The 14,711-nt window shown below is 47.8% G+C and carries 16 protein-coding genes; all 16 read left to right on the forward strand.

What is annotated here, in order from left to right; genetic code table 11:
• Positions 1-192 precede the first annotated feature (192 nt).
• The 16 genes from citX (at position 193) to ACHAL6_RS14935 (ending at position 14,660) form a co-directional block, all read left to right on the forward strand.
• Positions 193-768 carry a citrate lyase holo-[acyl-carrier protein] synthase gene (citX, locus tag ACHAL6_RS14860; RefSeq protein ID WP_395271445.1) on the forward strand — a complete coding sequence of 192 codons (576 nt, stop codon included), beginning with the start codon at positions 193-195 and terminating at the stop codon, positions 766-768.
• Between the two features lie 64 nt (positions 769-832).
• Entirely contained in the window at positions 833-2,449 is a 1,617-nt protein-coding gene (ptsP, locus tag ACHAL6_RS14865; RefSeq protein ID WP_395271446.1) for a phosphoenolpyruvate--protein phosphotransferase, read from the forward strand.
• A gap of 140 nt (positions 2,450-2,589) precedes the next feature.
• Positions 2,590-2,808: a hypothetical protein gene (locus ACHAL6_RS14870; protein WP_207599249.1), complete on the forward strand. Its 219-nt coding sequence runs from the start codon at positions 2,590-2,592 to the stop codon at positions 2,806-2,808.
• 111 nt (positions 2,809-2,919) lie between these two features.
• Positions 2,920-3,354: a DUF1801 domain-containing protein gene (locus ACHAL6_RS14875; RefSeq protein WP_395271447.1), complete on the forward strand. Its 435-nt coding sequence runs from the start codon at positions 2,920-2,922 to the stop codon at positions 3,352-3,354.
• A 128-nt stretch (positions 3,355-3,482) separates the two neighbouring features.
• The gene (gene trxA, locus ACHAL6_RS14880) at positions 3,483-3,797 is read left to right on the forward strand and encodes a thioredoxin (RefSeq protein ID WP_207599247.1); all 315 of its coding nucleotides are present in this window, start codon (positions 3,483-3,485) and stop codon (positions 3,795-3,797) included.
• A 234-nt stretch (positions 3,798-4,031) separates the two neighbouring features.
• Positions 4,032-4,883 carry a diadenylate cyclase CdaA gene (cdaA, locus tag ACHAL6_RS14885; RefSeq protein ID WP_395271448.1) on the forward strand — a complete coding sequence of 284 codons (852 nt, stop codon included), beginning with the start codon at positions 4,032-4,034 and terminating at the stop codon, positions 4,881-4,883.
• Complete coding sequence (locus tag ACHAL6_RS14890; protein WP_395271449.1) at positions 4,850-6,133, forward strand: YbbR-like domain-containing protein; 1,284 nt, start codon at positions 4,850-4,852, stop codon at positions 6,131-6,133. Before cdaA ends, ACHAL6_RS14890 begins: the two co-directional genes overlap by 34 nt.
• A gap of 46 nt (positions 6,134-6,179) precedes the next feature.
• Positions 6,180-7,772: an NAD(P)/FAD-dependent oxidoreductase gene (locus ACHAL6_RS14895; protein ID WP_395271450.1), complete on the forward strand. Its 1,593-nt coding sequence runs from the start codon at positions 6,180-6,182 to the stop codon at positions 7,770-7,772.
• A gap of 227 nt (positions 7,773-7,999) precedes the next feature.
• The gene (gene buk / locus ACHAL6_RS14900) at positions 8,000-9,091 is read left to right on the forward strand and encodes a butyrate kinase (RefSeq protein WP_395271451.1); all 1,092 of its coding nucleotides are present in this window, start codon (positions 8,000-8,002) and stop codon (positions 9,089-9,091) included.
• Positions 9,078-9,980, forward strand: coding sequence for a phosphate butyryltransferase (ptb, locus tag ACHAL6_RS14905; protein ID WP_395271452.1), 903 nt, complete (start codon positions 9,078-9,080; stop codon positions 9,978-9,980). Before buk (ACHAL6_RS14900) ends, ptb begins: the two co-directional genes overlap by 14 nt.
• Before the next feature lie 57 nt (positions 9,981-10,037).
• A complete protein-coding gene (gene buk / locus ACHAL6_RS14910) occupies positions 10,038-11,105 on the forward strand; it encodes a butyrate kinase (protein WP_395271453.1) in 1,068 nt (355 codons plus the stop codon).
• Positions 11,106-11,372: 267 nt separating this feature from the next.
• Positions 11,373-12,035: a P-loop NTPase gene (locus tag ACHAL6_RS14915; RefSeq protein WP_395271454.1), complete on the forward strand. Its 663-nt coding sequence runs from the start codon at positions 11,373-11,375 to the stop codon at positions 12,033-12,035.
• Positions 12,036-12,055: 20 nt separating this feature from the next.
• Positions 12,056-12,265: a 4Fe-4S binding protein gene (locus ACHAL6_RS14920; protein WP_207599239.1), complete on the forward strand. Its 210-nt coding sequence runs from the start codon at positions 12,056-12,058 to the stop codon at positions 12,263-12,265.
• A 12-nt stretch (positions 12,266-12,277) separates the two neighbouring features.
• The gene (locus ACHAL6_RS14925; RefSeq protein ID WP_395271455.1) at positions 12,278-13,348 is read left to right on the forward strand and encodes a 3-methyl-2-oxobutanoate dehydrogenase subunit VorB; all 1,071 of its coding nucleotides are present in this window, start codon (positions 12,278-12,280) and stop codon (positions 13,346-13,348) included.
• Complete coding sequence (locus tag ACHAL6_RS14930) at positions 13,348-14,115, forward strand: thiamine pyrophosphate-dependent enzyme (RefSeq protein ID WP_395271456.1); 768 nt, start codon at positions 13,348-13,350, stop codon at positions 14,113-14,115. The genes ACHAL6_RS14925 and ACHAL6_RS14930 overlap by 1 nt, the downstream gene beginning before the upstream one ends.
• The gene (locus tag ACHAL6_RS14935) at positions 14,112-14,660 is read left to right on the forward strand and encodes a 2-oxoacid:acceptor oxidoreductase family protein (protein WP_395271457.1); all 549 of its coding nucleotides are present in this window, start codon (positions 14,112-14,114) and stop codon (positions 14,658-14,660) included. The genes ACHAL6_RS14930 and ACHAL6_RS14935 overlap by 4 nt, the downstream gene beginning before the upstream one ends.
• The last annotated feature ends 51 nt before the right edge of the window (positions 14,661-14,711 follow it).

The following is a 14,711-nucleotide window of genomic DNA, read 5'->3' on the forward strand; positions in this document are numbered from 1 at the left end:
TTCTAAATAATTGGAAAATTCCCTGTTTCTCTTGTGATATAATGAAAGAAACGAAGTATGCTGAAAACGCTTCGATGGAATGTCCGCTTTATTTGGGAAGACTGAACTGAGCTTACAGAATTACTGGCTGTTTTCTTGCGAAAACAATATTCTGCTGTTGGAATTCATGTATAAGAGCAAGGAGAAGATCACTTGGAGAATAAGAAAACAAATGAGACGTTTGTCATGCCTGTGAAACAGGTTCATCCGAAAATGACAAAGGAAATGTACGAGAAGCTTGTGAATTATCGTGTGAAAAAATGTGAGACCATTGAAAAGCTGCACCATACATACAATCTGCCGGTCATCACCATACGGGCCAATTATCCTGGTGTTCTGAAGAACAACGAGACCACAAGGTTTGTGATCGAAGAAATCAGGAAGACCTTTGATGCTTTTTTTCATGATAAGATGCTTGCGGAAGAAACCTATGATACACCGGAAGGTCCTACCACTTTCTATGTCCTTAGCGGAGATGCCAGAACCCTGAAGGAGAATGCGGTCTTCATCGAGCAGAATCATGAGCTGGGCAGGTTCGTGGATATTGATGTCTATGATATTGATGAAGAATATGCCATCACAAGATTCGAACTGCATTATGAACCCAGAAAGTGTTTTCTCTGTGACAAATCCGCCAAGGAGTGCAGTCAAAACAAGACCCATTCCGTGGAAGAGCTCATTGCCTTCATGGAAGAACGAGTGAAGGAGTACATCAGAAACAAAGAATAAGGCTACCAAATAATTTCAAGACAATATATAGCGCACTACAGCAAATTTATTTTGGAGGGTTAATATGAAAATTGGAATACCGGCGTCAAGAGGATATGCCATAGGACAGGCATTTATCAAGAAGCATGAGGAACTGAAGATCACAGATGAAAAAGTGAAGGATGCGGCTGCAGAGAAGGAAAGCCTTAGAAGAGCAGCAGAAGCTTCAAAAACCCAGCTGGAGAAAATCAGAAAGAAAGCATTCGAGTCCATGGGCGAAGAAAAAGCCATGGTGTTTGATGCACATCTGATGTTTTTCGATGATCCCGAATTCATGGGTGGAATCGAGGCGGAGATTGATAACAACGGCAGCAACGCGATCAAGGCAACCAATGATGTGATGAAAAGTTATGTAGCCATATTCGAATCCATGGATGATGAGTATATGAGAGAAAGAGCTGCAGACATCAAGGACGTTTCCAAGCGTCTCATGAATAATCTGGCAGGGATTGAAGACAGCATCCTTATTGAAGAGAACAACACTATCGTGGTGGCAGACGATCTGACACCATCGGATACCGCGCAGCTGGACAAGGAAAAGGTCATTGCCTTCCTGACCAACGTAGGTGGAAGAACCTCCCACAGCGCCATCATGGCAAGAACCCTTGAGATTCCTGCGGTAGTGGGACTGAAGGACATCACAGAAGTGGTGAAGAACGGGGATATCCTCATCGTGGATGGAATTGAAGGAAGAGTATACATCGATCCGGACCATGATACAGTGACCGAGTTCATTGCCCTTCAGGAAGCGCACAACAAGGAGAAGGAAGAACTGAAGAAGCTCATCGAAGTGGAAGCAGTGACGAAGTCCGGCAAGAGAATTGAAGTGGCAGGAAACATCGGGAAGCCTGAAGATGTGCACAAGGTACTGGAAAATGGTGGAGATGGCATCGGTCTTTTCAGAACCGAATTCCTCTACATGGACCGGGAAGAAATGCCCACAGAAGAAGAACAGTTTGAAAGCTATAAATATGTACTGGAGAAGATGGAGAACAAACCTGTTGTCATCAGAACCCTGGATATCGGCGGAGACAAACAGCTTCCTTATCTGGTCATGCCAAACGAAATGAATCCGTTCCTGGGCTATCGTGCCATCAGACTCTGTCTGGATCGTACAGACATCTTCAAGATTCAGCTGAGAGCATTATTAAGAGCATCCGTATTCGGAAACCTCAAGGTCATGTTCCCAATGGTATCTTCCCTGGATGAATTCCAGAAGTCCAAAGAGATTGTGGAAGAGTGCACGAAGGAACTCAAGGCGGAAGGAAAGGAAGTCAGTGACTCCATTGAGTGGGGCATCATGGTTGAAATTCCAGCAGCGGCTGTCATGGCGGATGAGCTGGCAAAGCATGTGGACTTCTTCTCCATAGGCACCAACGACCTGATTCAGTACACACTGGCAGCAGACAGAATGAGTGAAAAGGTATCCTACCTTTACGATCCGATGCATCCTGCAGTGCTGAGACTGATCAAGATGACCATAGATGGTGCTCACTCACAAGGAAAGTGGGTAGGCATGTGCGGAGAAATGGCAGGAGATGAAACCGCCATTCCGACACTGGTGGAATATGGACTGGACGAGTTCTCCATGTCCGCATCCTCTATGCTGAGAGCGAAACAGATCATTCTGGAACAGAAATAGAAAATCCTTTTAAGCCGGCGGAAGCCGGCTTTTCCTATGTCTTCCGAGAATCATGAAAGACACTGGGGACCGTGCCTTTTGAAGAATTTCGTGAAGGATGGTATAATATGGATTATCCGAATTGGAAAGGAGGATGAACCATGGTAAAAAAGACACCGAACCTGGAAACAGCGACGGAACTGAGAAGAGTGACACACGGCTACTATGGCGATCCTAAAGGATATGAGGAAATTCTCTACAGGACGAGAAACAACAGATATGTTCTTCTTCAGAGAGGTGGAGCAGAAAGTCCTTACAGTGAGGAGAAGATTACCCAGATTCTGAAGGTGAAAGCGCAGGAATGGCTGGATTCTCTCTAGGGAGAACGGGAACCTTGTAAAAGGTTCTTCGCAGAGGTCATGTAAACGTTTAGCCTGAAATATCGGGAATTGATTTCAGATAGATACATAAATATTGTGGGAGGTGCAGAAATGGCAGCACTTAAGACACAGAAAAACGATCGAGATGTGGTGGAGTTCATCCATTCCTTTGCTGAAGGAGAGCAGAAAGTGAAGGACAGTCTCTTTCTTCTGGAGTTCATGAAGAAGGTCACTGGGTATGAACCGGTCATGTGGGGGGAAAGCATCATCGGATTCGGACAGTATCACTACAAATCCCAGCGCAGCCGCCAGGAAGGCGACTGGCCGCTGATCGGATTCTCTCCGCGAAAATCCGCCATCAGTCTCTATACCTACACGGGGATGGAGCAGCATGCGTACCTTCTGGAGAACCTGGGCAAGTTCAAGATGGGCAAGGCCTGCATCTATGTGAAGAAGGTCAGTGATATCGACCTGTCAGAACTTGAAAAGATGATCCGGACAACCATCACCTACATGAAGGAAAATTACGAAACCAGCGAAGGCTGATGAATAGGCCCGGGAGCGGGAATCTCTTTTATGTGGAAGTGAAATGTGGGTTATTTTTCATTTTCGCCCCTACAAAAAACAGAGAGAATGTGTATAATGGTTAGTATAATGTTTTGAGGAGGAAAGAAATGATTAAGGCAGTAAATGGAGAAAGCTTCGAGCAGGAAGTACTGAAAAATGAGAATCTGGTTCTAGTGGATTTCTGGGCACCATGGTGTGGACCCTGCAAGATGCTGGCACCCCTATTTGAAGAACTGAATGATGAAATAAATGATGTGGAATTTGTTAAGCTGAATGTGGATGAAAATCCGCAGCAGGCAGCAAGATACAGAGTGGCAAGCATCCCGACCCTACTGGCGTTTAAAAACGGCAATATCGTAGGACAGCTTGTGGGCTTCAGACCAAAGGAAGAGATCAGAGCGTTCATCGAAAAGAATAAGTAGAATGAGAAACCCGGAGTGCAGTCTTCGGGTTTTCTGCATATTTCAGGAAGAAGAGAATCTTACCTGGAGAAGGAGAGCATGGCAAAACTTAAAATTTGCAGAATGAATTCTGAATTTCGCAGACGAATTCATGAATAAATCTGGAAAAAGCGGAAATTGTGCACAATAGATGCCCTTTATATTGTATAATTTAGGTATATTGACATAATTATGTGAAAAAGGAGGAGGTGCATTTTGGAAACGCTCAATACCATACTGAATACCGTTCGAAATATTAATATTTCATCCGTCATTGATATCCTGATCGTGGCTTATCTCATCTACAGAATGTATAAGCTGATCATTGAAACAAGAGCGGAGCTTCTCCTTCGAGGAATTATTCTGATACTGCTTCTTATACCCATAAGCTATATTTTCAACCTGACGATGGTCTACACCATCATTTCGAAGACCATTACCATCGGTGTGCTGACCCTGGTCATCATCTTCCAGCCTGAAATCAGAAGAATGCTGGAACATATCGGACGTTCCGCCTTCAGTGACCGGAGGGTGCTGCGGGATACGGATATCCTGACCAAGGTGGTCAACGAGATTGTAGCGGCCATGGACAATCTGAGTAAGACGAAAACGGGAGCCCTGATTGTCATCGAGCAGGACACAGGTCTAGGGGACATCAGCGAAACGGGAATCCGAATCGATGCCCTTGTTTCCAGCTCCCTGCTGGAGAATATCTTTGTGCCCAATACCCCACTGCATGACGGAGCCACCATCATTCGTGGAGACCGCATCATGTCATCAGGGTGTGTGCTTCCCTTGACTACCAACAAGGACATCAGCAAGAAACTGGGTACAAGACATAGAGCAGCCCTGGGACTGAGTGAAGTATCGGATTCACTGGTACTCATCGTTTCCGAGGAAACGGGTACCATTTCTCTGGCGCTGAACGGAAAGCTTGTCAGAAACTATGACAGGGACAGGCTGCAGAAGATTCTGGTGAAGATACTCACCAGTAAGATTCAGAAAAAACAGACATGGAAGGAGAGGATGGATCAATGGCTAAGCAAAAAGGATCGGACATCCTCCTGAAAATCATCAGCCTAATCCTTTCATTCAGTCTGTGGATCTACATCATCAATGTGGAGAATCCCATCAAGACCATGAGGGTGTATAATGTGCCCGTAAGACTGGAGAATCTGGAGAACATCGATGAGCAGAATCTTGCGCTTCTCCCCAACCAGGATGTGATGGTCACCTTGACTGTGAAGGGACCCGCATCGGAAGTATACAGAAGTGTGGCCAGTAATTTCAGGGTCATTGCAGACCTGGATGATATCGCCTTGAAGGCAGGCCCCAATGAAGTGCCCATCGAGATCACCTCTTATCCTTCGGATATTGATGTGACACCCAGCAGCAATGTGAAGGCCATCATCTATCTGGATGATTATCTGGAAAGAGAAGTGTCCATCGTATCTCAATATGAAGCGGTGGCGGCGGAAGAACATTTCGTTGCCGGCATCACATTCAATCCAAGCTCTGCTACAGTGAAAGGACCGGCGGAATACGTCAACAGAGTCACTGCCCTTGCAGCGAGAGGAAGCAGAGAGAATCTGGACATCGACTATAAGGAAATCGTATCTCTTGTGCCCATCGATGAGAATGGGAATGAAGTAAATCATGTGATTGTTTCTCCCCTTTATGTGGAAGTCAATGTGGAGGTCTTTGAAACAAAGACCGTTCCGGTTGTCATTGACACATCGGGAGAAATCGGAGATGGCTATGAACTTCTGGGCAGCTCCGTGGCACCGGGAGAACTCCTCATTGCAGGACCGGATGGACTGCTGGAACAGGTGAATGAAATCAGAACGGCGGAGTTCAATCTGGCCAGCCTCACGGAAACGACGGATGTCATACAGAATCTTGTGATTCCAGATGGAATCATCTCCATAAACGGTGGAAGCACCGCAACGGTATCCTTTGAAGTCAGAGCCTACGAATCGAGGACCCTTGAAAAGAGCATTTCGGTTCTGGGTCTTGCAGAGGGCCTTACGGCGGAGTTCAGTTCAGATACGGTGGAGGTGACGGTGAGTGGACCGCAGGACCCACTGGAAGCGCTGACGGAAGCGGGCATCACCGTAGAAATCGATCTTTCGGGTCTTGAGCCGGGAGAACATGAAATCACACCAGAGATCGGACTGCCGGAAAACATCGGTCTGGTTTCCACGACACCGGAAACCATCACGGTGATCATCAGAGATGAAAATGAAATACCTCCAGAGGAGAATCCGGAGGAAGCGCCACCGGAGGAAGAGACCCCGACCAATACTGAAACCCCTTAGCATATAAGTGGAAGCCTTCGGGCTTCCATTTTTGGAGTGAAAACAGATGATTAAAATCAATAACATAGAACTTTATTTAGAAGAAGAGAAAGAGGATCTTGTGAGAAAAGCGGCGAAAATGCTGAAAATCTCAGAAGAGGAGATCAGAGAAATACGGATTGTAAAAGAATCTGTGGATGCGCGGAAAGAGCCGCTGAAATTCGTCTACAGCATTCTGGTCCGAACAGAGCGTGAACAGGAAGTGCTCCGGAAAGCAAGACATAGAAATGTCTCCTTCTATGAAGAGAAGGAACCGGAAAAGGTCATGCCTGGAAGTGAAAAGCTTGGCGTGCGCCCTGTGGTGGTTGGACTGGGTCCTTCCGGACTCTTCACGGCGCTGAAGCTGGCGGAGGAAGGGTATCGTCCCCTGGTTATTGAAAGAGGGCAGGAGATCGAAAAAAGAGACCGCGCCGTGGATCTTTTCATGGAGAAGGGGATACTGGACACCTCATCGAACATCCAGTTCGGAGAAGGGGGAGCAGGCGCCTATTCAGACGGAAAGCTCACCACAAGGATCAAGGACATCCGCGTGCGAGAGGTTCTTGAAAAGCTCATTGAAGCCGGAGCACCGGAGGAAATCTCCTTCCAGGCGAAGCCCCATGTGGGCACGGACCTTCTGAAGGACGTGGTGAAAAGCATCAGAGAAAGGATCATCGCCCTTGGCGGGGAAGTCCGGTTCGAGACGAAACTGGAAGACATTGAAGTGAAAAACGGAAAAGTGGTTTCCATCACAGCGAACAAGGAGAAGATTCCCTGTGAAGTGCTGGTGCTGGCTTTAGGCCATAGCGCCAGGGATACCTATGACATGCTTTTTGACAGGGGATTCACCATGATCGCCAAGTCCATGGCTGTGGGTGTGCGTGTGGAGAATCTGCAGTGGAGAATCAATGAAAGCCAGTACGGCAGCGTGCATCTGAATCCGAAGCTCAAAGCCGCTGAGTATTCACTCACGGCCAAGGCAAAGGACGCCAGAGGGGTCTACAGCTTCTGCATGTGTCCAGGGGGCCTGGTGGTTCCGGCATCCAGCGAGGAGGGCATGCTTGCGGTCAACGGCATGAGCTACCATGCAAGAGATGGAAGAAATGCCAATTCCGCTGTGGTGGTTTCCGTGACGCCAGCAGACTATGGCCCCCACCCGCTGAACGGAATCCGTTTTCAGAGAGCACTGGAGAAGAAGGCCTTCCAGATGGGTGGTGCCAATTATCATGCGCCTGTCCAGAAGGTGGAGGATTTTCTGGAAGGGCGAATAAGCACTTCCTTTGGAGAGGTACTCCCTTCGTACATGCCTGGGGTGAAGTTTGCAGATCTTGGCGCACTCTTTCCTTCTGCCATCACGCAAGCTCTGAAGACAGGACTTACGGAGTTTGACAGAAAGATCAAAGGATTCACTGGGCATGGCGCCATCATGACCGGAGTGGAGACGAGAACCTCCTCTCCCGTGAGAATCGTCCGAGACGAAAGCTTGCAGAGTGCTCAAGTTCGAGGCGTATATCCTGCAGGGGAAGGGGCCGGTTATGCGGGAGGCATCATCTCCAGCGCAGTGGATGGACTGAAAATCGCGGAAGCGGTGATCAGTAAGTACCAGCCTTTAGATATATAGTATATTGAATAAATATAGAAATATCAGGACTATCTTGAATCACTCATTTTTGACAATTTCGCATTAAAAATCCGATAAATGGTCAGAAAATGAGAATCAACTAACGATAGTCCTACTTTTTTTGTGATTTTTTAACAGATGGGTTGAAAATAAGCGAGTTTTAGGTGTTTTCAAATGTAAAGGGTTTCTGATATGATTATAAGGAAATAGTTTGGGGGTGAAAACACATGAAATATGTTTTGGTAATTAATCCAGGTTCAACTTCAACAAAGATTGCCATTTACAGCACGGAATCCATGGAGATTCATACGGAAGTGGTGGAGCACAGCGCAGAAGAAATCAGGAAATACGACCATATAGCGGATCAGGATGCCATGAGAAGAGAAGCCATCGTTTCCGTCCTGCGTGAAAAAGGAATCAGGAAGGAAGACCTGGCAGCCGTTGTGGGCCGGGGTGGACTTCTGAAGCCCATCATCGGGGGAACCTATCTTGTGGATATGGATATGATAAACGATCTGAAAAATGCGGTGCAGGGAGAACATGCGTCCAATCTGGGACCGATTCTTGCCAAGGAAATCGCCGACGAAGCCGGTGTGAGCGCCTATATCGTGGACCCGGTCTCCTGCGACGAGATGGATGACTTGGCCAGATTCACAGGGCTCAAGGGCGAAGAGAGAGGCTCTCTTGCCCATTATCTCAATATCAAGGGTGCCACACGAAAAGTCTGCCGGGAGAAAGGCTATGACTTCAATGAGGACAACTTCATCGTGGCGCATCTTGGCGGAGGCTTTTCAATAGGACCGCTGAGAAAAGGAAAACTGGTGGACGTGAACAACGCCAACCACGGAGGACCCTTCAGTCCGGAGCGTGTCGGAACGCTTCCTCTGGGCGTTTTCGTGAAATATGCCTATGACAAGGACTATGAGAAGCGAAGCCTGCTCAAGAAGTTCCAGAGAGGATCGGGTCTTATTTCCCATCTGGGCACCAGTGATGCAAGAGAAGTGGAGAGAATGATCCATGACGGAGATGATTATGCGGCGAAGGTGTACCAGGCCATGGCCTATCAGATCGGGAAAGAGATCGGAGCCTGTGCTGCGGTGCTGAAAGGCGATGTCAAGGCCATCATCATCACCGGAGGGCTTGCCTACTCCAGTCTCATGACGGGCATGATCAAGGAATATGTATCCTTCATCGCACCGGTGGAACTGGTGCCGGGTGAACTGGAAATGAAGTCTCTCTATGAGGGAGCAAGAAGAGTGCTGATGAATGAAGAAGAACCATTGCGTTACAGGGAGGAAATACTAAGTGAAAAGTTTTAGTGAGATCTATGAAAAGGTAAAAGGCAGTGGCCGTATGAGAACCATTGCCGTGGCAGCGGCAGAGGACGAACCGGTCCTTCAGGCTGTGGCCAAGGCGAAGGAGATGGGACTCTGCAATGCGGTTCTGGTGGGCGAAAAGGTGAAGATTGAAAGCCTTCTGAAAGAGCTTCATATCAATGATGAATTCAGAATCATCGACGAGAAGAGCCCCGCACAGGCAGCGAAGATCGCGGCGAATCTGGTGCGTGAGGGAGAATGCGACATTCTCATGAAAGGTCTTGTGGATACCAAGTCCCTCTTAAGAGCAGTGCTGGACAAGGAAAAAGGCCTGGCCACAGGAAACCTCATCAGTCATGTGGCAGCCTTTGAAGTGGAAGGCTATGACAGAATGCTTTTTGTGACGGATGCGGCCATGAATACCTATCCTGGACTGAAGGAAAAGGTAGGCATCCTCAATAACGCAGTGCATTTCGTGACCAGTCTGGGCGTAGAGAAGCCCAAGGTGGCGGTGGTATGCGCAGTGGAAGTGGTGAATGAAGCCATGCAGGCCACCATCGATGCGGCCATGCTCTCCAAGATGAACGACCGCGGACAGATCAAAGGCTGCCTCGTGGACGGACCTCTGGCGCTGGACAATGCGCTGAGCGTGGAAGCTGCAGAGCATAAGGGCATCAAGAGCCCGGTGGCAGGACATGCGGATATTCTTCTGATGCCGAACATCGAATCCGGCAATGTGCTGTATAAGTCCCTGACCTATGCCGCATACGCCAAGACAGGTGGGGTGCTTCTAGGTGCCAAGGCGCCTGTGGTTGTCACATCCAGAGCAGATTCCTTCGAAAGCAAAGTGAACTCCATTGCCATGGCGGTTCTCAATGCATCCGTGAAATAGCGTAAGCGCAGACAGATCAGATCAGAAAAGATTGTATAGTACAAAAGGGGAGAATTTATGAATAAACTACTTATCATCAATCCGGGGTCCACATCAACGAAAATCGGAATCTTCGAAGACAACAGAGAAGTGAAGTCCTTCACGCTGAGACACGAAGCATCCGTCATCAACAGCTTCAAGAAGGTCATCGACCAGTTCGAGTGGAGAAAAGACGAAATCAAGAAAATCCTCACAGAGAACAATGAGCGCCTGGACTCCTTCGATGCCTTCGTGGGCAGAGGGGGCCTTCTGAAACCTATCAAGAGCGGTACCTACAGAGTGAATGAAGCCATGCTGTCCGATCTCAGAAAGAGCATCAAGGGCGAGCATGCATCCAATCTCGGTGCCATCATCGCCCATGGTCTCGGCACAGAATTCGGAAAGGAATCTTTCATTGCGGATCCTGTGGTTGTGGACGAGATGGAAGATCTGGCAAGAATCTCCGGACACAAGGCTTTTGAGAAAGTGAGCATCTTCCATGCGCTGAACCAGAAAGCGGTGGCGAAGCGATATGCGAAGGAGAAGGGTGTCAGCTATGCAGACCTTAATCTCATCGTGGTTCACCTGGGTGGAGGCATCAGCGTTGGTGCACACGAGAAGGGCAGAGTCATTGATGTGAACAATGCGCTGAACGGCGATGGTCCATTCTCTCCTGAAAGAAGCGGCAGCCTTCCAGTGGCAGACCTTGTGGAGCTGTGCTATGCAGGAACCCACGAGAAGTCCGAAGTGCTGAAGATGATCACTGGAAAGGGAGGCTTCGTATCCTACCTGGACACCAATGATGCAAGAGAAGTGGAAGAGAAGGCAGCATCGGGAGATGCCTATGCCATGAAGATCTATTCCGCCATGGGCTATCAGGTGGCCAAGGAAGTGGGCGCTGCAGCAGCGGTTCTTAGCGGGAAAGTGGATGCCATCATCCTTACGGGTGGAATCGCCTATTCCAAGCTGATGGTGAAGCTGATCAGAGAAAGAGTGGAATTCATTGCGGAAGTTGTGGTCTATCCAGGAGAAGACGAGCTGCTGGCGCTGGCTGAAGCGGCCAACAGAGTCCTTTCCGGGGAAGAGGAAGCCATCACCTACGAATAATATGTGAAAATACGAAACCATGACAAAATATTATCAAATTGACAATATAAAGTGAAAAAATCTAAAAAAAGTTAAAAATCGTGATTTGTAAAGGTATACAGGGGTTATTGATAACAAACTACGGTTTCTGTTGTGAAAATCCGCTTTGCTGACCGATGTAGACATGAATCTTCAAACCAATTCAGGATTTTGCCATGAAATTGGAAATTAGATTAAGGGAAGATTTTATAATAAAATAAAGGTACAGTAAAAATGGAGGGATGCCACTTGGAAAGAATCACAATCATCACAGGGCATTTTGGCAGCGGGAAATCTGAGATTTCCATCAACCTGGCGAAAAAACTGAATCATGAGGGGAAAAAGGTGGCACTTGTTGATATCGACATCGTCAATCCTTTCTTCTGTATCAGAGACTTTAAAGCCACCTTGGCCAAAGACGGCATTGATGTCATTGCGGCAAATCCGGAATGGTCCAATGCAGAGCTGATGGTGGTACCTGGAGAAGTTTCCAGTATTTTTGTAAAAAAAGATACGAACTTCATCCTGGACATCGGCGGAGACGATATGGGTGCAACGGTACTGGGGCAGTATAATCACGAGCTGATCAAAACGGATTACAGCATGTATTTCGTGATCAATACCCAGAGACCTTTCACACCGGACGAAAAGGGAATCAAGGAGTACATCGCGAGCATCGAAAGATCCTCAAGACTGAAGGTGACGCATCTGATTTCCAATACCAATCTCTCCTATGAGACCACCGCGGAGGAAATCATCAAGGGAGATGCAATTGTTCATGATCTGTCAAAAGAACTTGGCATACCGCATCTATACACCGTGGCCAGAAGAGATCTGGCAGATTCATTAGAGGGTAAGTTACATGGGGAGCTTCTTCCCATCGACATTTTCATGAAAACACCATGGAATTAAAATATTAAGGGGGATATGATATGCCAAAAGTTGTATTTAGAGAAGAACGATGCAAGAGCTGCGGACAGTGTGTGATTGCCTGTCCTGTGAAGATTATCGGTTTCACGGACAGATTGAATGAGAAGGGGTACAGACCCGCCGGCATTCCGGATGAACTCATGGAAAAGTGCATAGGATGTACATCCTGTGGAAGAATGTGTCCAGATCTTGTTATTACAGTGTATAAATAGGGGGTAGAGCAAATGAGTGAAAAAGTTCTCATGAAGGGAAACGAAGCCATTGGAGAAGCGGCCATCAGAGCCAACTGCCAGTGTTTCTTCGGATATCCGATCACACCACAGACAGAAGTCGCAGCCTATATGGCGAAGAAGATGCCTACAATTGACAGAGTGTTCCTGCAGGCGGAAAGTGAAATTGCAGCCATCAACATGATTTACGGAGCTGCAGGTACAGGCGTCAGATGCATGACCAGTTCATCTTCACCTGGAATCTCACTGAAAGCAGAAGGAATTTCCTATATCGCGGGAGCGGAGCTTCCATGCGTCATCATCAATATCGTCAGAGGAGGTCCAGGACTAGGCGGCATTCAGCCTGCACAGTCTGACTACTTCCAGGCGACCAAGGGTGGAGCACATGGTGATTTCCATATGCCCGTCTTCGCACCATCCTCCATTCAGGAAATGGTGGACCTGATCACAGAAGCCTTTGATGTGGCAGACCAGTACAGAACACCGGTCATGATCATGGGAGACGGAATGCTGGGTCAGATGATGGAGCCTGTTGAATTCAGACCTTCCACATCCACAAGAGTCCTTCCTGAAAAGACATGGGCTGCCAACGGCAGAAACGGAAGAGCACAGCACAATGTCATCAACTCTCTGTTCCTGAAGAGTGAAGAGTTGGAAATGCACAATGATCACCTGGGCAGAAAGTATGATGAAATCACAAAGAATGAAGTCAAGTATGAACTGATGAATACAGAAGACGCGGACCTCATCATGGTGGCTTACGGCACCACAGCAAGAATCTGCAAGAACACCATCAAACTTGCCAAGGAAAAGGGCATAAACCTGGGTCTCATCAGACCGATCACCCTATGGCCATACCCACAGGAAGCTTTTGATCTGACCATCGGAAACACCAAGCATGGTTACCTGGCTGTGGAAATGAGCAAGGGCCAGATGGTGGAAGACGTAAGACTTTCCGTGGAAGGCAGAAAGCCTGTACACTTCTATGGAAGATCAGGTGGTATGGTTCCTTCACCAGAAGAAATACTGGATAAGGCTATGGAAATTGTAGGGGGGAATAAATAATGGAGTTAAAGGATAGAGAAATTCTGTTTAAGCCCACAAACGGCTTACTGGATGTTCCAACACACTACTGTCCTGGATGCACCCACGGTGTCATTCACAGACTGATTGGTGAGGTTATGGAAGAGCTTGATATCGTGGACAAGACCATCGGTGTTGCACCGGTAGGATGCTCGGTACTTGCTTACGACTATTTCGCATGTGATATGTTTGAAGCAGCGCACGGTAGAGCGCCAGCGGTTGCTACTGGAATAAAGAGAGCCAATCCCGACAAGATCGTATTCACCTATCAGGGTGATGGAGACCTGGCGGCCATCGGAACAGCGGAAGCGGTTCACGTTGCTGCAAGAGGAGAAAAGATCGTCACCATTTTCGTCAACAACTGCATCTACGGCATGACCGGTGGCCAGATGGCACCTACAACCCTTCCAGGTCAGAAGACCGAAACATCACCTTATGGAAGAGATGTGGCGTCACAGGGGTATCCCATCCGATTCTCCGAAATGGTTGCACAGCTGGACGGGTCCTACTACATCGAAAGAGTTTCTGTAGATAAGGTGGCTGGCGTTGCAAAGACCAAGAAGGCCATCAAGAAGGCGTTCCAGAATGCCATCGACGGAAAAGGATACAATCTGGTTGAAGTGCTTTCCATCTGTCCTACCAACTGGGGTCTCAATACAGAAGAGTCTCTGAAATGGCTGAGAGAAAACATGATTCCTTACTACCCATTAGGCGTGAAGAAGGACTTGAGCAAAGAGGAGGCGAAATAATGACACAGGAAATTATTTTTGCAGGATTCGGTGGACAGGGTATCCTCTCCATGGGTAAGTTCCTTGCTTTCGGCGGCATGGATGTGGATATGAATGTATCCTGGTGCCCAAGCTACGGCCCTGAGATGAGAGGAGGAACAGCAAACTGTTCCGTCATCGTATCCGACGAGGAAATCGGTGCACCCATCATCACTGCGCCAGATACACTGGTTGTCATGAACAGACCTTCCCTGGACAAGTTCGAAAGCACAGTGAAGCCTGGCGGACTGATCATTCTGGATTCCAATCTTGTCACAAGAGATGTGAAGAGAGATGATGTAACAGTCATCAGAATTCCAGCTCAGGATGAAGCCGGTGCCATTGGTTCCGTGAAGATCGCCAACATGGTTCTTCTCGGCGCACTTGTGGAAAAGACACAGATCATCTCCGAAGAAGCTCTGCTGGCTGCCCTGAAGGGACACGGCAAGGAAGCATTCTTTGAAATGAACAAGAAAGCCATTGATAAGGGCGTTGAATACGCAAAGAAAGAAGCTGTAATGGCGTAATAAGATTTTATAATTGCCTCTTAGGGATTCCCATGAATCCCTAAGGGGTTC

It is taken from the genome of Proteiniclasticum sp. C24MP, assembly GCF_043951855.1.
In the GTDB taxonomy this organism is placed as follows: domain Bacteria; phylum Bacillota; class Clostridia; order Clostridiales; family Clostridiaceae; genus Proteiniclasticum.